This is a genomic window from Rhizobium leucaenae USDA 9039 (genome assembly GCF_000426285.1).
Lineage (GTDB): Bacteria > Pseudomonadota > Alphaproteobacteria > Rhizobiales > Rhizobiaceae > Rhizobium > Rhizobium leucaenae.
In genome coordinates this window covers 54,784-77,540 of the sequence record NZ_AUFB01000005.1, presented here as the reverse complement: position 1 = coordinate 77,540, position 22,757 = coordinate 54,784, and the positions used below count along the sequence as shown (strand labels likewise).

The 22,757-nt window shown below is 59.2% G+C and carries 23 protein-coding genes; 10 read left to right on the top strand and 13 right to left on the bottom strand.

Annotated features, from left to right (window positions below; translation table 11 throughout):
* Entirely contained in the window at window positions 1-948 is a 948-nt protein-coding gene (locus K290_RS0109370; protein ID WP_028751676.1) for an endonuclease/exonuclease/phosphatase family protein, read from the bottom strand.
* 465 nt (window positions 949-1,413) lie between these two features.
* On the opposite strand from K290_RS0109370, the gene petA reads away from it, so the two are divergent.
* From petA to K290_RS0109345, 4 genes are all read left to right on the top strand, one after another.
* The gene (petA, locus tag K290_RS0109365; RefSeq protein WP_028751675.1) at window positions 1,414-1,992 is read left to right on the top strand and encodes a ubiquinol-cytochrome c reductase iron-sulfur subunit; all 579 of its coding nucleotides are present in this window, start codon (window positions 1,414-1,416) and stop codon (window positions 1,990-1,992) included.
* A gap of 14 nt (window positions 1,993-2,006) precedes the next feature.
* Window positions 2,007-3,281 (top strand): cytochrome b, encoded by a 1,275-nt coding sequence (locus K290_RS0109360; RefSeq protein WP_028751674.1) that lies wholly within the window; start codon window positions 2,007-2,009, stop codon window positions 3,279-3,281.
* Between the two features lie 25 nt (window positions 3,282-3,306).
* On the top strand, window positions 3,307-4,179 hold the full coding sequence (locus K290_RS0109355) for a cytochrome c1 (protein WP_028751673.1): 873 nt from the start codon (window positions 3,307-3,309) through the stop codon (window positions 4,177-4,179).
* Between the two features lie 122 nt (window positions 4,180-4,301).
* The gene (locus K290_RS0109345) at window positions 4,302-4,844 is read left to right on the top strand and encodes an adenine phosphoribosyltransferase (RefSeq protein WP_028751672.1); all 543 of its coding nucleotides are present in this window, start codon (window positions 4,302-4,304) and stop codon (window positions 4,842-4,844) included.
* A 213-nt stretch (window positions 4,845-5,057) separates the two neighbouring features.
* Here K290_RS0109345 and K290_RS0109340 read toward each other — a convergent pair whose 3' ends face one another.
* A complete protein-coding gene (locus K290_RS0109340) occupies window positions 5,058-5,525 on the bottom strand; it encodes a MaoC family dehydratase (RefSeq protein ID WP_028751671.1) in 468 nt (155 codons plus the stop codon).
* The gene (locus K290_RS0109335) at window positions 5,522-5,986 is read right to left on the bottom strand and encodes a MaoC family dehydratase (RefSeq protein WP_028751670.1); all 465 of its coding nucleotides are present in this window, start codon (window positions 5,984-5,986) and stop codon (window positions 5,522-5,524) included. The genes K290_RS0109340 and K290_RS0109335 overlap by 4 nt, the downstream gene beginning before the upstream one ends.
* A 180-nt stretch (window positions 5,987-6,166) precedes the next feature.
* Here K290_RS0109335 and K290_RS0109330 point away from each other — a divergent pair, with 180 nt between their 5' ends.
* Window positions 6,167-7,291 (top strand): hypothetical protein, encoded by a 1,125-nt coding sequence (locus K290_RS0109330; RefSeq protein ID WP_028751669.1) that lies wholly within the window; start codon window positions 6,167-6,169, stop codon window positions 7,289-7,291.
* A gap of 16 nt (window positions 7,292-7,307) precedes the next feature.
* Here the strand turns inward: K290_RS0109330 and ychF are convergent, their stop codons facing one another.
* Complete coding sequence (gene ychF / locus K290_RS0109325) at window positions 7,308-8,411, bottom strand: redox-regulated ATPase YchF (RefSeq protein WP_028751668.1); 1,104 nt, start codon at window positions 8,409-8,411, stop codon at window positions 7,308-7,310.
* Between the two features lie 258 nt (window positions 8,412-8,669).
* Between ychF and clpS the strand changes: the two genes are divergently transcribed.
* Window positions 8,670-8,981: an ATP-dependent Clp protease adapter ClpS gene (gene clpS, locus K290_RS0109320; RefSeq protein ID WP_028751667.1), complete on the top strand. Its 312-nt coding sequence runs from the start codon at window positions 8,670-8,672 to the stop codon at window positions 8,979-8,981.
* A 14-nt stretch (window positions 8,982-8,995) separates the two neighbouring features.
* Here clpS and K290_RS0109315 read toward each other — a convergent pair whose 3' ends face one another.
* The 5 genes from K290_RS0109315 to K290_RS0109295 form a co-directional block, all read right to left on the bottom strand.
* The gene (locus tag K290_RS0109315; protein ID WP_028751666.1) at window positions 8,996-9,475 is read right to left on the bottom strand and encodes a GNAT family N-acetyltransferase; all 480 of its coding nucleotides are present in this window, start codon (window positions 9,473-9,475) and stop codon (window positions 8,996-8,998) included.
* A gap of 1 nt (window position 9,476) precedes the next feature.
* The gene (gene pth / locus K290_RS0109310; protein ID WP_028751665.1) at window positions 9,477-10,193 is read right to left on the bottom strand and encodes an aminoacyl-tRNA hydrolase; all 717 of its coding nucleotides are present in this window, start codon (window positions 10,191-10,193) and stop codon (window positions 9,477-9,479) included.
* Window positions 10,194-10,268: 75 nt separating this feature from the next.
* Window positions 10,269-11,000 (bottom strand): substrate-binding periplasmic protein, encoded by a 732-nt coding sequence (locus K290_RS0109305; protein ID WP_028751664.1) that lies wholly within the window; start codon window positions 10,998-11,000, stop codon window positions 10,269-10,271.
* A 16-nt stretch (window positions 11,001-11,016) separates the two neighbouring features.
* Window positions 11,017-13,383, bottom strand: coding sequence for an EAL domain-containing protein (locus K290_RS0109300; RefSeq protein ID WP_028751663.1), 2,367 nt, complete (start codon window positions 13,381-13,383; stop codon window positions 11,017-11,019).
* Between the two features lie 246 nt (window positions 13,384-13,629).
* Window positions 13,630-14,247 (bottom strand): 50S ribosomal protein L25/general stress protein Ctc, encoded by a 618-nt coding sequence (locus K290_RS0109295; RefSeq protein WP_028751662.1) that lies wholly within the window; start codon window positions 14,245-14,247, stop codon window positions 13,630-13,632.
* 294 nt (window positions 14,248-14,541) lie between these two features.
* On the opposite strand from K290_RS0109295, the gene K290_RS0109290 reads away from it, so the two are divergent.
* The 4 genes from K290_RS0109290 to K290_RS0109280 all read left to right on the top strand — a co-directional run bounded on the left by K290_RS0109290 (window position 14,542) and on the right by K290_RS0109280 (window position 18,803).
* The gene (locus K290_RS0109290) at window positions 14,542-15,984 is read left to right on the top strand and encodes a hypothetical protein (protein WP_028751661.1); all 1,443 of its coding nucleotides are present in this window, start codon (window positions 14,542-14,544) and stop codon (window positions 15,982-15,984) included.
* 113 nt (window positions 15,985-16,097) lie between these two features.
* Complete coding sequence (locus K290_RS33935; protein WP_245276508.1) at window positions 16,098-17,132, top strand: hypothetical protein; 1,035 nt, start codon at window positions 16,098-16,100, stop codon at window positions 17,130-17,132.
* A 65-nt stretch (window positions 17,133-17,197) separates the two neighbouring features.
* Window positions 17,198-17,551, top strand: a complete 354-nt coding sequence (locus K290_RS38270) for a hypothetical protein (RefSeq protein ID WP_245276507.1) — start codon at window positions 17,198-17,200, stop codon at window positions 17,549-17,551.
* A gap of 25 nt (window positions 17,552-17,576) precedes the next feature.
* Window positions 17,577-18,803, top strand: a complete 1,227-nt coding sequence (locus K290_RS0109280) for an MFS transporter (protein WP_028751660.1) — start codon at window positions 17,577-17,579, stop codon at window positions 18,801-18,803.
* Between the two features lie 16 nt (window positions 18,804-18,819).
* Here K290_RS0109280 and K290_RS0109275 read toward each other — a convergent pair whose 3' ends face one another.
* From K290_RS0109275 to pgeF, 4 genes are all read right to left on the bottom strand, one after another.
* Entirely contained in the window at window positions 18,820-19,752 is a 933-nt protein-coding gene (locus K290_RS0109275) for a ribose-phosphate pyrophosphokinase (RefSeq protein ID WP_028751659.1), read from the bottom strand.
* Between the two features lie 105 nt (window positions 19,753-19,857).
* Window positions 19,858-20,754, bottom strand: a complete 897-nt coding sequence (locus K290_RS0109270) for a hypothetical protein (protein ID WP_028751658.1) — start codon at window positions 20,752-20,754, stop codon at window positions 19,858-19,860.
* A gap of 56 nt (window positions 20,755-20,810) precedes the next feature.
* Window positions 20,811-21,962, bottom strand: a complete 1,152-nt coding sequence (locus K290_RS0109265) for a M24 family metallopeptidase (RefSeq protein ID WP_028751657.1) — start codon at window positions 21,960-21,962, stop codon at window positions 20,811-20,813.
* 1 nt (window position 21,963) lies between these two features.
* Complete coding sequence (pgeF, locus tag K290_RS0109260; RefSeq protein WP_028751656.1) at window positions 21,964-22,746, bottom strand: peptidoglycan editing factor PgeF; 783 nt, start codon at window positions 22,744-22,746, stop codon at window positions 21,964-21,966.
* Window positions 22,747-22,757: the final 11 nt, after the last annotated feature.

Sequence of the window (22,757 nt, the reverse complement as noted above, 5' to 3'; positions counted from 1 at the left end):
TTAATTTGAAACGCTGAATTCCGTTATCAGGCCGAAATGGTTTGATCCCATGGCATCCGGTATTTGCTGGACCGATTGCAGCCGCAGCGGGGCGCGTGCGAAGACATGGTCGATGGCGATGCCATAGGCGCCGGCCATGATCGGCCAGGTGGCGGGCTCCGGAAAGGCGTGGTGCAGTCCGGTGTCGCCGAGGAAGTCGCGCATATCGGGGGCGATAACCGAAGCGTTGAAATCGCCGGCAAGGATCAGCGGTCCCTGAACATCCTTCAGGATCGGGCTGAGTATATCCAACTCTACCGTATGAAATTCGTCGAAATAGGGTTTGCTGAGGTGAGCCGAGGCAAAGTTAACCGGCTGACCATCCATGTCTATGGTCGCGAGAATGAAACGATTGTCCCAAAGGCTGCCTAGACTACGCATCACCTGCGTCTGGAACGGCCGTTTCGACAGCAGCAGGGAATCGCAATCGGTGGTCAGGATGCCGCAGCCGATATAGTTGGGATAGACTTTGGTTATTCGCTTCAGCTCCGATTGGATCGCGCCGGCTTCGAAGATTTCCACGACATCGGCCTTCGAATTCACGATGAGATCGGCGATACGCGGCCCGTTTTCGAAATTACTGTCTTCGATGTTGAAGGAGAGCAGGGTGAAGCTCTTGCTCGCATTGGCCACTGCCGGCGGGTTCAGCGGCGGGGAGGCGGCATATTCGCGCAGCATTACGACCGAATGCACGGCAAGCCCGACACCGACCGCCAGCAGAAAAACCGCATACCAATGCCGCTTGAAGAGAAGGGCGAGCAGGGCAAGCGCGACGCCGACAAGGCTGATGTGGGTCTGCAGGCTTTCGAAGAAAGCGAGCAGCCAGAGATCGGTGACATAACGCGCCGCAAGGATGGCCAGCGCCAATGTGGCAAGGACGCATAGAACGCAGTAAATCGTGTGTCTCATGATCGTGTCCTCAGCCATATTTCCATGGCTCCGAGAGCGGCGGCGTATAAAGGCGCATAAGTCGCTCTTTAAATCCACTCGGATTTTAGGAGTAGGAAGGGATACTTAGTATCGATCGGCGGTCGGCATGCGGTCGGTTATGCTGCTATGCGGCATTGAAATTGCTGTTGATTTTGCTTTGCAATGCAAAATTCTATCATGCGAATCCTGCGATATTTCATGTGCTTACGCCTACTTGATCGACGGCCTCGATTATTGGCCCGGCGCTTTCGGCCAAATAGTGCAGTTTTCCCGCGACATTGTGCCCCCACCCCTTGCCAAGGCTGGACATAATTTGCGATCAAGCTTAGAACGCGGCGGGTTACGGAGGAATCTATGGCGGAATTATGGTCGCGTTGATTCGCCGTTAGTGAGGGGGTACCGCAGCGCCTAGCTGCGGGTTTTGCGGAAGAGGATGGTCCGGCTTTGAGCGAGCATACTACGACAGGTGAAACCATAGGCGAGCCAACTCGCCGAGATTTCCTTTATCTGACGACGGGCATGGCTGGCGCAGTAGGCGCCGTCGCGGTCGCCTGGCCGTTTATCGACCAGATGCGGCCGGATGCCTCGGCACTCGCTCTTGCTTCCATCGAAGTCGATGTATCGAGCCTCGAACCCGGCATGTCGATGACGGTGAAATGGCGTGGCAAACCGGTTTTCATCCGCAACCGGACGCAGAAGGAAATCGACGATGCGAAGGGTGCGCAGATCTCCGATCTGAAGGACCCGGTCGCCCGCAATGCCAATCTCCCGGCGGATGCGCAAGCCACGGATGTGGCGCGTTCGGCCGGTGATGGGAAAGAGAACTGGCTTGTCATGATCGGCGTCTGCACGCATCTCGGTTGCATACCGCTCGGTCAGGCGGGGGAATACGGCGGTTGGTTCTGTCCCTGCCACGGTTCGGTCTATGATACCGCCGGCCGCATCCGCCATGGGCCGGCGCCGCAGAACCTCGCCATTCCGGTATATGCGTTCACCGCAGAAAAAAAGATCAAGGTCGGTTGAGGGGGAACTGAATCATGAGTGGTCATTCGTCTTACGAGCCATCGACGGGGCTCGAAAAATGGATCGACGCGCGGCTGCCGCTGCCGCGTATGGTCTATGACAGTTTCGTCGCCTATCCGGTCCCGCGCAATCTGAACTATGCCTATACGTTCGGCGCCATGCTGACCGTGATGCTCGTTCTGCAGATCCTGACCGGCGTTGTTCTCGCCATGCATTATGCAGCCGATACGACGATCGCCTTCAACTCGGTCGAAAAGATCGTCCGCGATGTCAACCATGGTTGGCTGTTGCGCTACATGCATGCCAACGGCGCATCTTTCTTCTTCGTGGCGGTCTATCTCCACATTGCCCGCGGTCTTTATTATGGCTCATACAAGGCGCCGCGCGAAATCCTCTGGATTCTCGGTGTGATCATCTATCTCCTGATGATGGCGACGGCTTTCATGGGCTACGTTCTGCCCTGGGGCCAGATGTCCTTCTGGGGCGCGACCGTCATCACCGGCTTCTTCTCGGCCTTCCCCTGGGTCGGCGATTGGATTCAAACCTTCCTGCTCGGCGGCTTTGCCGTCGACGATCCGACGCTCAACCGCTTCTTCTCGCTGCATTACCTGCTGCCCTTCATGATCGCGGGCGTCGTTGTCCTGCACATCTGGGCGCTGCATGTGACCGGCCAGACGAACCCGACCGGCGTCGAAGTCAAGTCGAAGACCGATACTGTGGCCTTCACGCCCTATGCGACGCTGAAGGATGCGCTCGGCGTTTCCATCTTCCTGCTGGTGTTCGCCTATTTCGTCTTCTATCTGCCGAACTTCCTCGGCCATGCCGACAACTACATTCCCGCCAACCCGCTGAAGACGCCGGCTCACATCGTTCCGGAATGGTACTTCCTGCCTTTCTATGCGATGCTGCGCTCGATCACCTTCAATATCGGCCCGATCGACTCCAAGCTCGGCGGCGTTCTGACGATGTTCGGCGCGATCATCGTGCTGTTCTTCCTGCCCTGGCTCGACACTTCCAAAATCCGTTCCGCGGTTTACCGTCCGTGGTACAAGCTGTTCTTCTGGCTGTTCATCGCCGACGCCATCCTGCTCGGCTGGCTCGGCTCACAGCCGGCGGAAGGTAACTTCGTCGTGGTCTCTCAGTTTGCGACGCTGTTCTACTTCCTGTTCTTCCTCGTCGCCATGCCGGTTCTCGGCCTGGTGGAAACACCAAGACGCATTCCGAATTCGATCACGGAAGCGGTTCTTGAAAAGCAGAACGGCAAGACAGCCGCTCCGGTTGAAGCATAACCGGCGACGATAGAGGAAGAGAACAATGAAAAAGCTTGTTGCCGGCCTTCTGTCGATCGCCCTCATCGGTGGCTTTGCGACGGTTGCCGCCGTTGCCGCGGAGACCAAACCTGCCGCCGAAGCTGCGACGCCGCATTATCCGCTCAAGGAGCCGAGAGAGCAGCACTGGACCTTCTCCGGTCCCTTCGGCTACTACGACAAGGCGCAGCTTCAGCGCGGTCTGAAGGTCTATACGGAAGTCTGCTCCGCCTGTCATTCGATGAAGCTGGTTCCTTTCCGCACGCTGGAAGAACTCGGCTATTCGGAAGCGCAGGTCAAAACCTTCGCAGCGAATTATGAAGTGCAGGACGGCCCGAACGCCCAGGGTGAGATGTTTACCCGCAAGGCGCTTCCATCCGACCACTTCCCGTCGCCGTTCCCGAATGACGAAGCGGCTGCGGCGTCGAACAATGGCGCGGTGCCGCCGGACATGTCGCTGCTTGCCAAGGCGCGTGAGATCGAACGCGGTTTCCCGCAGTTCATCTTCGATATCTTCACGCAATATCAGGAAGGCGGCCCGGATTATATCTACTCGCTGCTGACCGGCTATGAAGAGCCGCCGGCCGGCTTCCAGGTGCCGCAGAACTCGCACTACAATCCGTATTTCGATGCAGCCGCGACCTTCGCCATGCCGAAGCCGCTCTCCGATGGCCAGGTCACCTATGACGACGGCTCGCCGCAGACGGTCGACCAATATGCACGCGACGTTGCTTCCTTCCTGATGTGGGCTTCGGAGCCGCATCTCGAAGACCGCAAGCAATTGGGCTTCATGGTCATCGTATTCCTGCTGATCTTCTCGGCGCTGATCTATCTCACCAAGCGGTCGGTCTACGCCAAGGCGGGCGCCGGCGCCCACTGAGCGGCGGCTCTGACATATAGTTAAAGAAAGGCGGTCATCAGAGGCCGCCTTTTTTGTTGGTGTCGGGCACGACGTCTTGATAGGGTGCGCCGCGCCAATCATAGCCTGAGAGTATATATTTCATGGACCCTATCGCTTCGGAGCTTGCCGCCAGCATCCGCTCCATTCCGGATTATCCAAAACCCGGCATCATCTTCCGCGACATCACGACGATGCTTGGCAATGCCAAGGCATTCCGCCGCGCCGTCGATGCTCTGGTGCAGCCCTATGCCGGTACCAAGATCGACAAGGTTGCCGGCATGGAGGCGCGCGGTTTCATTCTGGGCGGCGCGGTGGCGCATCAGCTGTCGGCCGGCTTCGTGCCGATCCGCAAGAAGGGCAAGCTGCCGCACGACATCGTGCGCATCGCCTATAGCCTCGAATATGGCGTCGACGAGATGGAGATGCATCGGGATGCGGTGAATCCCGGCGAGAAGGTGATCCTGGTCGACGACCTCATCGCCACCGGCGGCACCGCCGTGGGCGCTACCCAATTGCTGCGCCAGATCGGCGCCCAGGTCGTCGCCGCCTGCTTCGTCATCGACCTGCCGGATCTCGGTGGCCGCAAGAAGCTGGAAGCGCTCGATGTGCCGGTTCACACCCTGGTGGAATTCGCTGGGCATTGAAGGACAACATGCCTTCTCTCCGACGGAGAGAAGGTGGACGCAAACGATTGAGTGAAACGAGATCGCGCACGGGCGGAGGAGAGGGGACGAGGAGCGAAGTCAGGAGGGCCTGAGCGGTAAGCGAAAGCCAATTTCCCCGCAACGCCCCCTCAACCCGCGTCCTGAGCCTGTCGAAGGGGCCGCGCGACCGTCCCCCCGCTGGGGCGAAGATGTCTACTCGAATTCCAGCACGGTGCTTTCGAACCGCAATACTGCCGTGCCGTGCTGGTTGGTTCCGTCGCAGAGGATGGTGTTGAGCGTCCAGCCCGGCCGTGATGCCAGCGGGCGGCTGGCAAGCAAGGTCACTCCATAGGTGACCGTGTCGCCAGCAAAGACCGGGCGCAGCCATTGCAGCTTCTGAAACCCAGGGGAAGGGCCGAGATTTGGCGGTTTTCTGCCTTCGGCCTGGAGACGGGCGGCTTCGCCCTTCCAGTAGTCGACGAAAGTGCGCATCCAGACGGCGCAGGTGTGCCAACCGGACGCGCAGAGGCCGCCGAATAATGTGTCTTTGGCTGCTTCCGCATCCATATGGAAAATTTGCGGATCGAAGCGCGACGCGAAACGGACGATATTTTCGGCTGTGAACGTATGGTTGCCGATCTCGGCGCGCGCACCGATCGGATAGAGCTCCGTCATTTTCATGCGGAAGCCTCCAAGGGCAGGCGCATGCGGATCATCGTTGCGTTTTCGCCGAGGCAAACGAGCTCACCGCGCTGGTTTTCCACTTCGTGGCGGAACCTGACGATGCCGATGCCAGGGCGGGAGCGCATGGCGCGGGATTCGAGCACGATCGACCGTCCCGAAAGGGTATCTCCCGCCAGTACCGGCTTTTTCCAGTCCATGAAATCGATGCCCGGCGCGCCTTCGGCCTCGGTGTTGAGCAGATAGCTGTCGGTCATCATGCGCATGAACATCGCCGAGGTATGCCAGCCGGAGGCGGCGAGCCCGCCCAGGATGCTGGCGCGGCCGGCAGCTTCGTCGAGATGCATCGGTTGCGGATCGAACTCCCGCGCAAACTCGACGATCTCTTCCGCCGTCACATGTTTCGGGCCGAGGCGAAACACTTGTCCGACCTGAAAATCCTCATATGTCAGTTTTGCCATACCCGTCACCGACTTCTTCATTCCCGTGCGCAATCGCATGTCAGGCGGCAATGGCGCAAGCATTTTCATGGCCGCGATGGGAAAACAGGCGCGGCGAATGGTGCCAGCGCTTCGCAGCCCTTGATTGTGCACCGGCGATATGATGAGGCTTGGCAACGATATCATCAGGCAGGAATAGACATGAGCGATCTCAAGACCGCGCTGGAAGGCGCCGCCGGCGAGGGGATCATCTCCTCGGATCAGGCGGCCCGGCTTTTGCCTTATTTGGCCGAGCGAAATATTGGCATTAAAGCGGCTCCCGTCAGGAACGATCTTTCACAGCCCCGCGAAGACGATGCCGCGAACCCGCTGGAGGACAGCGAAGCGCCGCGTTTCATCCGCGGCTTTCATGACGTGCTGATCACCATCGGCATCATCGTCCTGCTTGTCGGCTTGTGGGGGCTCACCGGCTATTACGGGCCGCTGCCGGCCATTATCATTCTCGCCGAAATCCTGGTCCGTCGCCAACGCCTGGCACTTCCCGCCGTCGTGCTGACGATCGCGTTGGTCCATTGGATCTTTTGGGTCGCTGTGATGCATTTCGGCACGCAGAATGCCGGCGATCCGGGCCTCATGACCTCTTGGATCACGATCGCCTTGCCGTTCCCGCCACTGCTTGCTCTGTATTATTGGCGCTATCGCGTGCCGCTGTCGCTGGCGATGCTTCTCTGCTCACTGTTCACGTTATCGCTCGCCGCGGTCTTCTATCTGATCGGCGTTGCTACCGGCGTATCGAATGTCGTGCTGAATTATCCGCTGCCGTCGCTCGGCATCATGTTTGCTGCGGCGCTGGGGGCGTTTGCTGTGGCGATGCGGTTTGATCTCAGCGATCGCAATCGCAGCACACGTCGCTCGGACGTGGCTTTCTGGCTGCATCTGGTGACGGCGCCGGCGCTGCTTTACACCGCGATCCTGCTGGCATTTCAGTTCGAGGTCGGCAACAGCGGCACGTTTTTGTCCGCCACCGTCGAGCATGGCGGCTATGCGCAGGCGCTGACGATCGTCGCCATTGTGGTGATCATGATGCTGGTAGGCCTGATCATCGACAGACGTGCTTTCGTCACTGCAGGGCTGATGTCACTCGGTGTCGCGATCGGTGTCATTTTGCGGCAGAACAATGCCGGGCTCGACAAGGTCAGCTTCATCGTCCTGATGATCGTCGGCTTGATCGTGCTGGTGATCGGCGTCGGCTGGCCGCATCTGCGCCGCGCTGTCCTGCAACTGCTGCCGGCATCCGTCCAGGGAAGGTTGCCGGCGCTCCGATGAGGCCGGCAATCATGTCTTACGTATTGAAGCGGAAATGGATGACGTCGCCGTCCTGGACGACATATTCCTTGCCTTCGTCGCGTGCCTTGCCCGCTTCCTTGGCGCCTGTTTCGCCGTTGTAGGCGATGTAATCGTCATAGGCGATGGTATTGGCGCGAATGAAGCCGCGTTCGAAATCCGAATGAATGACGCCGGCGGCCTGGGGGGCCTTGGTGCCGGTTTCGATCGTCCAGGCACGCGTTTCCTTCGGGCCGACGGTGAAATAGGTGATGAGGTGCAGCAGCTTGTAGCCGGCACGGATCAGCCGGTCGAGACCGGCTTCGTCGAGGCCGAGAGCGGAGAGGAATTCCGTGGATTCGTCTTCGGGAAGCTGCGCAACTTCCGCTTCGATGGCGGCGGAAATGATCACCACTTCGGAATTCTGTTCCTTCGCCATGGTGGCCACGGCGGCCGTGTGCTCGTTACCGGTCGCGGCATCGGCCTCTGCGACATTGCAGACATAGAGGACGGGGTGCGAGGTTAGCAGATTCAGACCCTTGAGGATGCGGGTTTCCTCGGCGTCGAGCTTCGAGAGTAGGGTGCGAACTGGCTTGCCTTCATTCAGGAGCTTCAGAGAGGCTTCCATGAGCGGCAGCATCGCCATGGACTCCTTGTCCTTGCCGGCGGCGCGCTTGCGTGTCTGTTCGGTGCGGCGCTCCAGGCTCTCAAGGTCGGCGAGCATCAGCTCGGTCTCGATCGTCTCGGCATCGGCCACCGGATTGATGCGACCTTCGACATGGGTGATGTCGCTGTCTTCGAAGCAGCGCAGCACATGAACGATGGCGTCGACTTCGCGGATATTGGCGAGGAACTGGTTGCCCAAGCCTTCGCCCTTCGACGCGCCGCGTACGAGACCGGCGATGTCGACGAAGGAGATGCGCGTCGGGATCAGCTCCTTCGACTTGGCAATGTCAGCAAGCTTGCGCATGCGCGGATCGGGAACCGCGACTTCACCCGTGTTCGGCTCGATCGTGCAGAAGGGATAATTCGCCGCCTGCGCCGCCGCCGTCTTGGTCAGCGCATTGAACAGAGTGGACTTGCCGACATTCGGCAATCCGACGATACCGCATTTGAAACCCATGGCACCTTGTCCATATCTTGAAAAACTTTGCTGTGCGTATGGGCGAAGGGCCGTTGCGGGTCAAGCCTTGCAAGGCGGATGCGCCGTTTTTCTATAGAGAAGGAAAGGCGGACGAGCCAGCAATTGGAGCTGTTCCTCACGATCGATTGATCTGGCGGTTGCCCTGAAAACGTTGTTTTCCTTGAATGACCGGTTGCAGTGCCGTATAAATTGGTTATCAGCCCCAAATCCTTTTTCCTGTCATCAACGGTGAGCCCGATGAGTGACAATGATGTCGTCCTAAAACCAAAGACTAAAGTGAAGCCGAAGCTCGATCGGCCGAAGCTTTACAAGATCATTCTCGTCAATGACGATTACACGCCACGTGAATTCGTCATCATGGTGCTGAAGACCGTCTTCCGGATGAGCGAGGAGACGGGCTATCGTGTCATGATGACCGCGCATAAGCTCGGCACCTGCGTGGTGATGGTCTGTGCCAGGGATATTGCCGAAACCAAGGCACAGGAAGCGATCGATCTGGCGAAAAGCGCCGGTTTTCCGCTGATGTTCACCACGGAACCGGAGGAATAAGCTCGGGAAGGGATTCAGCCTGCCGCAGGGCGCCGGATCTGAAAGCCGGTCTTGTGCTGCGTGAAGCCGCAATTGGCATAGAAGCGCAACGTCGCCGGATCCTTGGAGCCAGTCAGCAGCATCACTTTATAGCAATTCTTCTCCCAGGCCCTTGCTATGGCTGTTTTGATCAGTGCTCGTGCAAGGCCGCGCTGGCGGTAATCGGTGTGCGTGACGACGTTTTCGATCAGCGCATAGGAAGCGCCACGCCGTGTCAGGTTAGGGATAACGACCAGGGTGACCGATGAAACGGCGATGTCGCCTTCGAAGGCGATGAAGATCGTCATGCCTGGATGGGCCAAAATCGCTGCGAAGCGGTCCTCCGCAAACCCCGAATCCATGTCGGGATCGTCATGGTTGAGATGGCGGTAGAGAGCCAGCAGCGTCGGCAGGTCGCCGGCGGAGGCTGGGCGGATCACAATATCCGCAGCCCTGTCTCGTGCTGCCTGCGCCATTTCAATCGTCCTTTTTGCCGAACATTCTCTTCAGCATCTCGGCCATCGGGCCGCTCTCGGGTATCCGCGACTGGTTGTGGCTGCGGGCCTGGTGAATGTGCGATTTGGCCACGGCCTTCTTTTCCGGCTTTGGCGTCTCTTCTTCCGCCTTGCCACCGAGAGCAAGGGCGATCTTGTTCATGAGCTGCGAATCTTCGCCGCGCACCAGCATGTCGGCATTGTCGGCGAGCGCGTCGAACAGCGGTTCCAGCCAGGTCCGGTCCGCCTTGGCGAAATCGCCGAGCACGTGATTGTGCACCAACTCCTTGACGCCGGGATGACCGATGCCGAGACGCAGCCGCCGATATTCCCTGCCGCAATGGGCATCGATCGATTTGATGCCGTTATGGCCGCCATGGCCGCCGCCGGTCTTCAGCCTTGCCTTGCCGGCTGGGAGATCGAGTTCGTCATAGATCACGACGAGATCGGAAGGCTCCAGCTTGTAGAAGCGCATGGCCTCGCCAACGGATTCGCCGGAAAGATTCATGAAGGTCTGCGGCTTGATCAGCAGAACCTTCTGGCCGCCAAGTTCGCCTTCCGCAATCTCCGCCCGGAATTTTTTCGACCAGGGCGAAAAGCTGTGGCGGCGATGGATCGCGTCGACGGCCATGAAGCCGATATTGTGACGGTTGCCCTGATATTTGGCGCCGGGATTGCCGAGACCCGCGATAAGAAGCATTGCGCTTCACCCCTTGGAAAATGCCGATGCCCTTCACGACAGCGAATTGGCGGCAAAGTCAAGGCAGCAACCGCGTCAGTTGCCGAGGTGCAGGCCGTACTTCAGGAATATCTGCTTCTGCGTGCCGTCGGCGATCAGCTTGTCGAGCGCGGCCTGCATCTTCTTCAGAAGATCGTTCGGGAAATCCTTGTGGCAGGCGATGCTCATCGGCTGTTCGGAGAGAATGGTGACCTTTTCAACGGCGTCTCCGTCCAGTTTCAACTTGTCAAAATAGAATTCGGATATCGGCATCAGGTCGATACGGTCGCTCATCAGCTTTTTGAGCGTCGCCTTGAAGTCGGCGCCGATATCGATCCGTGCAAAATCGGCTTGCCGTAACGTGGTCTCGGTATAATCGCCCCGCCATGTGCCGACGAGATACTTCCGGGCTTCGTCAAGCGTGGTGGCGGTGACGTTGGATCCGGTATGCTTGATCAGGACGTTGCGATCGACTAGCAGCGGCTCGACCCATTTGAACAGCTTGTCGCGCTCACTGTTGTGAGCGGCCACAAAGACGCAGGTCATCGGTGCCGTCAGTGCCTCATTATAGGCTCGCGCCCAGGGCAGCACCTCGATCGAATAGTCGACGCCGATGTCCGTCATTATCTTTTCCACCTGCTCGACAGTCGCGCCGACGGGAGTCTTGCCGTCGCGATAGTTGAAGGGCGGATATTCTTCCGTGGTAAAGTTCACAGTTGCGGCTTGCGCCCCGTGGAGGAGCGTGAGGGAGGACAGGCTGAAAAATACCAGGAGCAGCAGTTTTCGCATGTCGTTCCTCGTCTTGCTATGATGCTTGCGCCACAGGGGTGAGGTAATCAGCGCGCGGTCCCGCAAGCGCCTTCATCAGATCGTTCGGATGCTGCGGTCGGTGGAACAAATAGCCCTGGCCGTAATCGAGCCCCATGGCCCGCAGTGTTGCGCATTCTTCCTCGGTCTCGATGCCTTCCGCGATAACGGTGCAGTTCATCTTGTGCGACAGTGTCGTGATGCTTTCGACCAGCATGCGGCTCTTGGCGCTGACATCGGAGGCAATGTCGTTGATGGCGCGGACGAAGGATTGGTCGATCTTGATGATGTCGACCGGGAAGCGGTTGATATAGCTCAGCGACGAGTAGCCGGTGCCGAAGTCGTCGAGCGCGATGCGGCAGCCAAAGCGGCAGATCTCGTTGATGACCGTGCGCGTCTCCGGATTGTCGTCCATCAGCACGGCTTCGGTAATTTCGACTACGACGCGTTCCGGGCGGATATCATGGCGGGAGAGCAGGGCCGCGATGCGCATCGGCAGCCCGGACTCGAACTGCAGCGGCGAGAAATTGATGGCGAGGTAGGTATTCTCCATGCCGTCGAGGCGTGAGAGGCGGGCGAAATGGGAGATCGCCTTTTCCATAATGCGATTGCCGATCCGCACGATCGAGCCGGTCTCCTCGGCAACGTCGATGATCCGTGCCGGCGGCAGGATGCCCTTCTGCGGGTGATGCAGCCGCATCAGCGCCTCGAAGCCGGCGATGGAGCGATCATCGATATTGACGATCGGCTGCAAATACGCCTCGAACCAGTCGTCACTCAGTCCGCTTTCGATATGATTCTCCAGCTCGGCACGGCGGCGGGAATCGTCCAGCATGCTGTTGTCGAACATTTGCGCGCCGTTCTTGCCATCGCGCTTTTTCGCATACATCGCTATGTCGGATTTCAGCAGCAGTTCTGCGGCGTTGGCGGCATGGCGCGGATAGATGGCGATGCCGATGCTGGCGCTGAGGCGGGCATCACCGCCGAACGGCATCTCGAAGACTTCGGCGATGCGCGCCGCCATGTCAAATGCTCTTTTCTCGGCATCTTCGGCAAGCAGCAGGATGGCGAATTCGTCGCCGCCGAGGCGAGCGGCGATGTCGCCGGGGACCAATCGTGCCTGCATGCGCGAAACCAGCTCGCGCAGCGCCGCGTCGCCGGCGGCATGCCCCATATTGTCGTTGATCCATTTGAAGCGGTCGAGATCGACGAAAAGGCAGGCGAGCTCGCGCTTGCGCAGATCCGCCTCGTTGATCTTGGCGTCGAGCGCCGTTTCGAAACCCTGGCGGTTCAAAAGACCGGTCAGGTGGTCGGTGATCGCCTGGCGGAGGTTGCGGTCCTCGGACTGCTTGAGGTCGGTCACATCGGTCATGACCGAGAGCGAAACACCATCCTGGATTGCCGTCGTCTCGAGGATCAGCACGTCCATGATCCGGTCGTCCCGACACAGGAATTTGACCGTAACATCGAGACGGGCGGCGCTGTCCGAACGGCTGCGCTTGCGATCGGTGTATTTCTCGCGCGATTCCGGCAGCACCAGACTTGCGAATTTACGTCCCAGCACTTCAGAGCGGGCATAGCCGGTAGCGGCCAGCCAATAGTCGCTGACGGCTGCGATGAAATCGTCCCTGTCGAGCGAAAAGAGCATGGCCGGCGTCAGGTTGTAGGTGTCGGTGGCGCGGCGGTGGGCGAGCTTTAGTTCGGTTTCCTCGCGCTCTAGCTTGCTCTGCATGTCGTTGAAGCTGCTGGCGAGGCGGCCCATTTCGTCGTTCGACTGCCAGTCCACATGATGGCGCGAGCCGAGCCGCCGGGTTGCTTCGACGGCGTGGGTCAGCCGCATCAGCGGCTGGATGATGAAGATGCGGTTGCCGATGAGGGCGGCGCCGAAGACGGTGAGCACGGCGAAGATGAAGATCGAGATGAAGACGATCTCCTCGTTCTTCAAGCCGGCGAAGAGGCCGAGGGCCGGATAGTAGACAGTGATGGTGCCAAGATTTTTCGCGCCGTCCACGCCGTTATAGATGATCGGGCGGGCGATGGACTCCAAGAGACCCTTGTAGGATCTCGGGATGGTCGATTGCGTGACATCGAGCTGGCCGGAGACGTCGCGGACGTTGACCTTGACGATCGCACCCTCGGCGACCGTCGTCGCGCTGATTTGGGTGACGCTGTCTTCGTCAAGGTCCCATAACGGTTTGGCGAGCGCCTGGGCGTTGGCGACGAGCAGGACGGAGATATGATCTTTGATTTCTTTTTCGGCGCGTTCGGACGAAAGGAAGAGGAACAACACGAAGAGCGGCGCGACGAAAACCAGCAACGCGCCGCAGACGATCGCGAAAAACCTGTTTTCGACGGAATGGCTCATAGTTCCGCTTGCTCCCCAGTCGTAGACCGGCTGATTTTCGGGTTGGGCCGTTCTCTACAACTCTTTCGCGTAAACTTTCACGAATTTGTTAAATGTTGCTGAAAACAGAGGAGTTAATGGATTTAAATCGAGTATTAATTTCACAAAGAATTAGATTTTCAGTTGCTTTTATTAGCATCTATACATGAAAAACCCGCCGTCCCCAGAGGGGAGGCGGGTCTGAATGCGTCGCGATGAAGATGCCGATTAAGCGTTGGCTTCTTCTTCGCCGCCTTCTTCTTCCTCTGCAAGGCCGGCAGCCGGAGCGACGATCGTTGCAATCGTGAAGTCGCGGTCGGTGATGACCGGGGACACGCCCTTCGGCACGGCGATATCCGAGATGTGGATGCTGGCGCCGCCCTTGTGACCGGACAGATCAACAGTGAAGAATTCCGGGATCGCATCGGCCGGGCAGTGGACTTCGACTTCGTGGCGAACGATGTTCAGCACGCCGCCAGCCTTGAGGCCCGGAGACTTTTCGTGGTTGACGAAGTGAACCGGGATTTCAACGGTCACCTGGGTATTGCCGGAGACGCGCAGGAAATCGACGTGGACCGTGAAGTCGCGGACCGGATCGAGCTGGTAGTCCTTCGGCAGAACCTTGATCTTCTTGCCGTCGACGTCGATCGTCGCGATCGTGGTGAGGAAACCACCGGCATGGATGCGCTTCGTCACCTCATTGGTGTTGAGAGCGATCGAAATGGGGGCCTGCTTGTCACCATAGATGACAGCGGGAATGAAACCGTTGCGGCGAAGTTCACGGGCGGACCCCTTACCAACCCGTTCGCGCGCCTCGGCCTTGAGCTCGTAGCTTTCGTGGCTCATGGCTATTCCTTTCGAGGTTATTTGGAGAGTTCAGCCGTTCATCGGAACTGGTCGAACTGGAGGAGGGCAAGCCCTGCCTCATCCGCGTTGCCTCCAAGGGTGTCTACGCGGACGCGTGGCGTATAATACAAAGAGGCCGACGGTGCAAGCATCTCCGGAGAAAGCGCATCTGTGACGACATTGCAACTCAGGATAAAGAGCCGACGATGCTATTTCTATCAATGGCTTGACATATACGCTCGGCCTCTTCAACAGTCGATTTCAGTTCATCAGCGTCAAAGGGAGAGGTCGGGTATGCGCCCCAAGACTATCGCCGCCGCCGCAGTTTTTTCCATCGGTCTAGTTGGCGTTTCGCAGGCGGCGGACGTCAATGAGCAGGGCGCGAGGGAGCTCCGCGGTATCCTGACGCATTCGCTCTCGCGCGATCTTGCCCGCAGCGGTTTTGTCGTCGTCAAACCGGCGGGCGATCAATACGAGATTACCTATGATCTTGCGAAATTCTTCGACAAGATCAACTCAAGTGCGTTTTCGGTTACCGGCTTGAAGCCGCTGTCGCTATTCGCGCAGCCGCTTGATCAGGGCAGGTGGCATCTAAAGGGCGACAATAGCCTGGATGCTTCCGTTCATTCGCCCGCGTCGGACATGACCTATTCGGTCGCATCCAGCGCCCTTGAAGGTATTTTCGATCCGACGATCGAGATGATGCGCTCAATGCAGGTGAAGAGCAACGGCGCCAAGTTCTCCAGCATCGGCAACGGCAGAAATACCGGACGCAAGGTGGATGCCACCATCGACAGCGCATCCTTGACCCATACCGTGACCGACAGCAGCGAAGCCGGCAAAGTGGACCTGCAATCGCAGGGCACGCTGCAGCATCTCAGCGAACAAATCGCGACACCCGGAACTCCATCCGTCGACCTCAGCGCTGACAGCGTCGATGTCAAAGTGACCGCGACGAGCTTACCGGCGAAGGAACTGCGTGAACTCATCCGCTTCTTCGTGCAGCACGTGAAAGCAAAACAGTTGTCGGAGAGCGGCAGCGAAAAGTTCGAGGAACTGGTGCGCCGCGCCTTGCCGGGTTTCGGTTCGCTGAACGAGTCGGTAACGCTGAACAACGCGCTGGTATCGACCGATAAAGGGAAGGTCGGCCTCAAGACCTTGGACTACAATTTCAAGATGGATGGTCTGACAAAGGCCTCCAGCATCAATTTCGGCCTGCGGGCGGAGCACTTCACGCCGGACGCCGGCCTTATTCCGCCAGCCTATGCGGCTTTCCTGCCGGAGACGGTCGATGTGCAGCTCGGAATTCCCGACGTCAACTTCGAAGGTATCATCGACACGGTTCTGGAAGCAGTGTCGACACGCGCAACGCCGGTCTCCGGCGAAGCATTGAAGCGCACCATGTTCCCGAGCGGCTACGGAACCCTCGAATTCCCTAGGATCAGCGCGGCTTCCGGTGTTTATGACGTCGAGGTTTCCGGTGCTTTGAAGGGCTCCACCAAGCACCATCCAAGCTATTCGCTGCAGGCGACGATCCTTGCCCGCAATTTCGATAGGACGGTTGCCGCCATTCAGGGTGCTGCCAAGACCGACCAGCGACTGAACAGCGTCTCCTTCAGCCTGATGGCCGCCAAGGGCTTTGCCAAGACCGATCCGGACGGCCGCCTGCGCTGGGATGTCACGATGGACGAAAATCGGACCGTCACGGTCAACGGACAGGTGATGAAGGGGCTTTGAGGCCTCGTCCAACTTGCAGGCCGGCGCGCATGCATCGTCATCATTCAATTGAGAATCACGTTTAGGATTTTCCCGCTTTCAAATTGTTTTTCCTAGCATCACGGGGGTGAATTATGCGCTTTAAAACAGTTGCCGTCGCCGCGGCTTTTGCCGCCGGCTTGGCCGGCGCCTCGCAGGCGGCTGACGTCAATGAGCAGGGAGCCAAGGACCTGCTCGGCAACCTGACGCATTTCCTGCCCGACGGTCTCGTTAAAACCGGCTTTGTTGTTGTGAAGCCCGCGAGCGGTCATTATGAAATCACCTATGACCTGCAGAAGCTCTTCGACAAACTGAACGTCAGCGGTTTCGACGTTACCGGACTCAAGCCGCTGATGGCCCTTGCCACGCCGCAGAACAGCGGCCTTTGGAACGTCGAGGGGAACAATGCGATCGACGTGACGGCGCGTTCGAAGCCTGGCAGCAGTCCGGATGCCGAATTCCGTTATGCGGTGGCATCGTCCAGTTTCACGGGCGTCTTCGACCCTGCCATCCACTATGTTCGCTCGATGGATGTGAAGGGCAGCGGCATCACGCTCGCCACCAGGACCACCGACAACGGCGTACAGAAAAACGATATCACGATCGATAGTATCAATTACGCGCTTTCCTCATCCAGCAGCGGCGAGCCGGATAAGCTCGACCTCCAGATGATCGGCGGACTGCAATCCTTCAACGATAAGGTTTCTTCCGATGACGCAACCTTGGGCGAATTCAAAATCGGAGCGATCGATTTCAGAGCCAATGCGACCAAGCTGCCGCTGAAGGCGCTGAACGAGATTTTGCGTTTCGTCTCCGACCATAAGGATACGAAAACCCTGTCCGACAGCGAAAGCGCGGCGCTGAAGGCGTTGCTGCGAAATGCGATGCCGCTCGTCGGTTCGCTCGAAGAGTCCGTTTCCGCCAAGGATATTGCCGTGACGACTCCGCTTGGCAACGGCGGCCTGCAGCAGATTGGTTACTCGTTCAAGATTGCCGGGCCGGCCAATGCGATGAATGCCGATTTCGGTATGCGCGCTGAAAAGCTAACTTTAGCCTCCGGCTTGGTGCCTCAGGATTATGTCGCCTTCATTCCCGACGCCGCCGAACTGCAGATGCATTTCCCAACCTGAACTTTTCCGCCCTGTTGGATGTTCTGCAGCAGTCGGATTTCAATAATCCCGCGGGAACGGCATCCATGGATGACAAGTTGCAGCAGGCCATGTTCCCGGACGGAACGATGACGATCAACTTTCCGAAGATCAGTGCCGTCTCTGGCCTCTACGACATCGAGGCTTCCGGCAGCATGCGCGGCTGGTTGAACGAGAAGGATCGTGTCTCCATGAAGATGACGGTGTTTGCACGCGATCTCGACAAGACGATCGCTGCCGTTCAGGACGCGGCGAAGACGGAGCCGGACCTCAGCCAATTGTCCTTCGGCCTGATGATGGCCAAGGGATTTGCAAAGACCGATCCCGACGGACGCGCGCGTTGGGACGTCAGCATCGCCGACGACGAGTCCGTGACGATCAACGGGCAAGCCATCAAATAAGCCGCCCAAATTTCAGAATGCCACTATGTTTGTCTTAAAGCCGCTGGCCCAACGCTCGATTTCGCTTTTGTGGGCCGGTCAGGTTTTGGCGGCGACCGGATCCGAATTCTATATGGTCGCCGTCGTCTGGATTGCGGCGGATTTCATCGGCCGTGACGCGGGTTACGTTTCCGCCTTGCAGTCGGGCGCGCTTCTCTTCGGCAGCCTGTTCGGCGGTATTCTGACGGATCGCTGGCGGCACAGCACGACGATGATCTCGGCCGACGTCCTGCGCGCGGTTTTATTGTTGGTGCTGTCCATCGCCGGCCTCATGCATTTCATGAGCCTGCCGTTGTTGATGGTGCTCGCCGGATGCATTGCGTTGCTGACGGCCGCTTTCGATCCGTCATTACAGGCAACACTACCCACCATCGCGATCGATCCCGATATTCGTCATGCGACCAACGGATTGTTCGATGCCACCAGGCGCATGGCCCGTATCCTGGGGCCGAGCATGATTGCGCTGGTCAACGGCTTTCTGCCTAAATCGCAGTTCTTCACGGTGACGGCGGCGACTTTCCTGCTCTCTGCTCTCGCCGTGTGGATGGCCGTCGCCAAATTGCCGTCCGCGCCGCGGCGCCGCGAATTCTCGGGGACGGCGGCTGTCATCGACGGCGTGTTGGGCGGCTGGCGGATGGCGCGCGGCCATGCGGCCATACTCTATGGCCTGTTTACGAACCTGATGGGAAATATCGCCTGGGCGATGGGTATTCTGCTCGGAATGCTGCTGCACCTGCGCGAGACCAGTGCCGATCCCTTGACGGATTACAGCCTAATGATGACGGCTTACGGCGTTGGCAATCTGACGACCAATTTGGTCCTCAGCAGCGTCAAACCGCGCCGGCCGGTCGTTTGGATCATCGCCGCGAAACTTATTTTCGGCGCCGGCGTCTTTCTGCTGCCGCTGATGCATGACCGGATATGGCTGATGATCGTCGCATCTTTCGCCGCCATCAACGGCCCGTTCGAGAACCTCGCCATGCTGCACCTGATGCAGACGCGCAGCGAACCCCATCGGCTGGCGCAGATGTACCGTTTGCTGATGTGTGCGATCTTCCTCGGCCTTTTCCTGGCCTATCTGATGTCGCCCAGCCTATTCGCCTGGTTCGGCATCGGCCCATCGATCATGGGTGCCGGTGCGGCGGTCTTTGTCGCCGGGCTTGTTGGCATAGGACTGCTCGTCTGGAGGCAGAGCCATCCGAAGCCCGCATGAGAAAATCCGGTAGCCTTTAGTCGAACAGGCTCGAAACCGACTCTTCCTGGCTGGTGCGGTTGATGGCTTCGCCAATGAGGCTTGCAGTGGTGATGACGCGGATATTGGGCGCCGATTGCACGGCGGTCGTCGGCTGAATGGAATCAGTGATCACCAGTTCCTTCAGTTTCGAGTTTGCCACGCGGGTCACGGCGCCACCCGAGAGCACACCGTGGGTGATATAGGCGGTGACGCTTGCCGCGCCTTGTGCGAGCAGGGCATCGGCTGCGTTGCAGAGCGTGCCGCCGGAATCGACGATATCGTCGATCAGGATGCAATCCTTGCCGGCCACTTCGCCGATGATGTTCATCACTTCGGATTCGCCCGGGCGGTCGCGGCGCTTGTCCACGATCGCCAGCAGACAGTCGAGGCGTTTGGCGAGCGCACGGGCGCGCACGACACCGCCGACGTCAGGCGAGACAACCATGACATTGCTGATGTCGTAATTGGCCTTGATGTCACGGGTCAGCACCGGAATCGCATAGAGATTGTCGGTCGGGATATCGAAGAAGCCCTGGATCTGGCCTGCGTGCAGGTCGAGCGTGAGAACACGGTCGGCGCCAGCCTCGGTGATCAGATTGGCCACCAGCTTGGCCGAGATCGGCGTGCGCCCCGAAGCGCGGCGATCCTGGCGAGCATAGCCGAAATACGGGATGACTGCGGTTATGCGCCGCGCCGATGAGCGGCGCATCGCATCGATCATGATCAGCAGTTCCATCAGATGATCGTTGGTTGGAAACGAGGTCGGCTGGACGACGAATACGTCCTCGCCACGCACGTTTTCCTGGATTTCAACGAAGATTTCCTGGTCCGCGAAACGCCGGACACTGGCCTTTCCCAAGGGAACGTTGAGATAATTGCAGATCGCTTCGGCGAGATGCCTGTTCGAATTCCCTGCGAAAACCTTCATTTTGGCCCGCCTGTTACCAACCTGATAGCCGCGCTTTTAACCGCCTTGCTCTCGAATGCAAGGGGCTAGAGTGCGATAGCTTTCATATTTCTGAAAAGCTTGTGGCTATCCACGGCGAGAGTCGCGCCAGGAATTGAATTCCGACATGGTTTCAGTGGCGATTTTCTGCATGACGGAGGGCGGGATGGCGGCCCACGGGTCGCCCCGCTTCAGCGGCGCACTTTCCGATCCCTGGATGCGGTGCAGGCGGGCACCGCTATTGTCGAGAACATCCCAGACATAGGTGACGGAAATCTGCGGACCATCCTCGAAGGCCGAGAGATAACCTTTCAGAATATAGCCGGCGCTGGAATCGCTCGAGCTTTTGATCGTCAGGCCGAGTGCGCGGGCCTCTGCTCCGAGCTGACGCGACAGCGGCGTCACGGCCTGAACCGGCGCACCGATGATCGGCAGGAAGCGGACACTGTTTCTATCCGTTGCGGCGGCAGGAGGAAGGGAAGCTTGCCGCTGTTCCGGTTGTTGCTGTTCAGCCTGCTGCTGATCGTCCTGCGGGTCTTCAGCCGCTTGTTGCCGCTGCGGCTGCGGATCGTCGGAGAGCCGGCGGTCTGCCTCGCGCTGTTCGTCGGCGTCCGACGCTTGCGGATCCTGTGACTGGATGGAGGCCGTCTGCGAGCCGTCGAGCGGGCGGGAGGCATAGGGATTGCGGCCGCCATTTCTCAGCGCGGCCGCCTGGTCGTCGAGTGAGCCACCGCTGCCGTAGCTTTGCTGCTGATATCCCTGCTGCTGATAGCCCTGCCGCTGGTAGCTGTAGCTATCCTGCGCGGTTTCATAATTCTGCTGGCGTTGCGGCGCGGCGGCCATGCGCTCGACATCGCGTTGGGTGATGGGGCTGGAGCCGGCATCGCCGATCGTCTCGGGCGGGGTCAGGGCATCCGTCGTGTTGCAGGCGGCGAGCGCGAAGCAGAAGCCAACCGAAACAAGCGTTGTCCTGACCAGTCCCATTTGCGCGATCCCTTCCTTAGACGGTCTCCCCCGTCCAGGATCGCTATTTTACGCCGCTAACGGTTAAGAAATTCGAGCTGGTGCCGCGACAAAGATTTCGGAGCCTGGGAGGTCGTCAGGTAGGTCTGGCCAAGCGTCATCGCGGTGCCGGTGTCGGAGTCCATGATGATCATGTGCACGAAGAGCGACATACCCTCTTCGATCTCCTGCGGATTGCCGATGTGGAACATCTGGTGCTCCATCCAGGAGGGCGAGAAGCGGGCGCCGAGCGAGTAGCCGCAGGCGTTCAGCCGGTGGCGGGCAAGGCCGCGCTCGTCCATGATCTTGGCATGCATATCGAAGACATCGCCGAAGGTGTGGCCGGGCTTCAGCACGGTTTCGATCGCCTGAATAGTCTCCAGGCAGGCATTGTAGAGTTCGCGGTGGCGGTGCGTGGGGTCGCCGATGACGACCGTGCGCATCATGGCGGCGTGATAATGTGCGTAGGCGCCGGCCCATTCGAGAGTCAACTGATCGTTGGCATCCAGTTTGCGGCGGCCGGCCTTGTAGCGGCAGAGCAGGGCTTCGGCGCCGGAGCCGATGATGAACTCATTGGCAGGATAATCCCCGCCGCCCGAAAAGATTGCGCCCTGCATGGCGGCAAGAATGTCGGCCTCATCGGCGCCGGGCTTGATTAATGCAAGTGCTGCGTCAAGTGCATCATCGGCGAGCGCGGCGGCACGTTCGACATAGGCGATTTCGGTCGGGCTTTTGACGAGGCGCAAACGGCTGACGAGATATGAGGCATCGACGATCTGGCCGAAGGTGGATATCTGGTTGTCAAGCAAGCGCGCGACGCGGCCGGTCATGCCATGGGTATCGTATTCGACGCCGATGCGGCGGCCGAGGAGATCGAGCTCCACCAGCAATTCCTTGAGATCGAGCGTCGGATCGGCGTTGACTCGGTCGACCCAGATGCGGATGTCGGAAATGACCGATGTGAGCTGCGCCTGGCGAAGATCGGCCGAGCGGGTGAGCAGCACCGTCGTACCGTCCGCCTTGACCACCAGCGTCTGGAAGAAGCAGTAGCCGAAAGTATCGTAACCGGTCAGCCAGAACATGCTTTCCTGCGCGAAGAGCAGCATGGCGTCGAGTTTTTCCTCCTGCATTTTCGCGAGGAGGCGGGCTAGGCGGGCGTCGAATTCGCTGCGTTCGAAATGCAGGGCCATTTTAGAACGTCTCCTCGATGGCAATAGCGGAAATCTGCCGGCCGTAATCCGGCTCCTTCGCATGGGTGGTGCGGCGATAGGAGAAGAAGCGGTCGGGATCGGGATAGGTGCAGAGATTGAGGTTTTCGGCGGTTACGCCGGCCTTGCGCAGACGATCTATCGTCAGGCCCGGCAGGTCGAACATCGCATGACCGGTCCGCTCGGACGAAATGAAGTACTTGGCATAGCTCGGGTCATAGCTGACGAAACGATCGACGAATTCAGGGCCGACTTCGTAGCTAGCCTGGCTGATCGAGGGGCCGAGGCAGGCGGCAATCGCCTCGCGCTTAGCGCCGAGCGCGACCATGGCTTCGATGGTATTTTCCAGGACGCCGGTCAGCGCGCCTTTCCACCCGGCATGGGCAGCGCCTATCACCCGGTTTTCAGGATCGGCGAAGAGGATCGGCCCGCAATCAGCGGCGAGCACGCCGAGCACTATCCCCGGGGTCGCCGTTACCATTGCATCCGCATGCGGGCGAGTGCCGTTGTAGTTCGCGTCGATGGCTATCACGTCGGGCGAATGGATCTGATGCACCGTCGCGAGCCGTTCCAGCGGCAGGCCAAACCAGGCGGCGACGCGACGGCGGTTTTCCTGGACATGCTCGCGATTGTCGTTGGAGCCGAGGCCGACATTCAATCCGCGATAAAGGCCCTCTGAAACGCCGCCGTCACGGGTGAAATAGCCGTGACGGATGCCGGCGCTCTTGGCGGCGCTCAGCAGCGTGCTTTCGATCGGAGTCGGCAATGCGGCGTCCC

Bases quoted from the DNA above. Each gene is read 5' to 3' on its own strand.
- K290_RS0109270 (WP_028751658.1), bottom strand. From the start codon at position 20,754: ATGGGACTGGTCAGGACAACGCTTGTTTCGGTTGGCTTCTGCTTCGCG.
- K290_RS0109355 (WP_028751673.1), top strand. From the start codon at position 3,307: ATGAAAAAGCTTGTTGCCGGCCTTCTGTCGATCGCCCTCATCGGTGGC.
- K290_RS0109290 (WP_028751661.1), top strand. From the start codon at position 14,542: ATGCGCCCCAAGACTATCGCCGCCGCCGCAGTTTTTTCCATCGGTCTA.
- K290_RS0109295 (WP_028751662.1), bottom strand. From the start codon at position 14,247: ATGAGCCACGAAAGCTACGAGCTCAAGGCCGAGGCGCGCGAACGGGTT.
- K290_RS0109280 (WP_028751660.1), top strand. From the start codon at position 17,577: ATGTTTGTCTTAAAGCCGCTGGCCCAACGCTCGATTTCGCTTTTGTGG.
- K290_RS33935 (WP_245276508.1), top strand. From the start codon at position 16,098: ATGCGCTTTAAAACAGTTGCCGTCGCCGCGGCTTTTGCCGCCGGCTTG.
- pth (WP_028751665.1), bottom strand. From the start codon at position 10,193: ATGCTTCTTATCGCGGGTCTCGGCAATCCCGGCGCCAAATATCAGGGC.
- K290_RS0109340 (WP_028751671.1), bottom strand. From the start codon at position 5,525: ATGAAAATGACGGAGCTCTATCCGATCGGTGCGCGCGCCGAGATCGGC.
- K290_RS0109265 (WP_028751657.1), bottom strand. From the start codon at position 21,962: ATGGCCCTGCATTTCGAACGCAGCGAATTCGACGCCCGCCTAGCCCGC.
- clpS (WP_028751667.1), top strand. From the start codon at position 8,670: ATGAGTGACAATGATGTCGTCCTAAAACCAAAGACTAAAGTGAAGCCG.
- K290_RS0109315 (WP_028751666.1), bottom strand. From the start codon at position 9,475: ATGGCGCAGGCAGCACGAGACAGGGCTGCGGATATTGTGATCCGCCCA.
- K290_RS0109345 (WP_028751672.1), top strand. From the start codon at position 4,302: ATGGACCCTATCGCTTCGGAGCTTGCCGCCAGCATCCGCTCCATTCCG.
- K290_RS0109300 (WP_028751663.1), bottom strand. From the start codon at position 13,383: ATGAGCCATTCCGTCGAAAACAGGTTTTTCGCGATCGTCTGCGGCGCG.
- K290_RS0109330 (WP_028751669.1), top strand. From the start codon at position 6,167: ATGAGCGATCTCAAGACCGCGCTGGAAGGCGCCGCCGGCGAGGGGATC.
- K290_RS0109360 (WP_028751674.1), top strand. From the start codon at position 2,007: ATGAGTGGTCATTCGTCTTACGAGCCATCGACGGGGCTCGAAAAATGG.
- ychF (WP_028751668.1), bottom strand. From the start codon at position 8,411: ATGGGTTTCAAATGCGGTATCGTCGGATTGCCGAATGTCGGCAAGTCC.
- K290_RS0109275 (WP_028751659.1), bottom strand. From the start codon at position 19,752: ATGAAGGTTTTCGCAGGGAATTCGAACAGGCATCTCGCCGAAGCGATC.
- K290_RS38270 (WP_245276507.1), top strand. From the start codon at position 17,198: ATGGATGACAAGTTGCAGCAGGCCATGTTCCCGGACGGAACGATGACG.
- K290_RS0109335 (WP_028751670.1), bottom strand. From the start codon at position 5,986: ATGGCAAAACTGACATATGAGGATTTTCAGGTCGGACAAGTGTTTCGC.
- K290_RS0109370 (WP_028751676.1), bottom strand. From the start codon at position 948: ATGAGACACACGATTTACTGCGTTCTATGCGTCCTTGCCACATTGGCG.
- K290_RS0109305 (WP_028751664.1), bottom strand. From the start codon at position 11,000: ATGCGAAAACTGCTGCTCCTGGTATTTTTCAGCCTGTCCTCCCTCACG.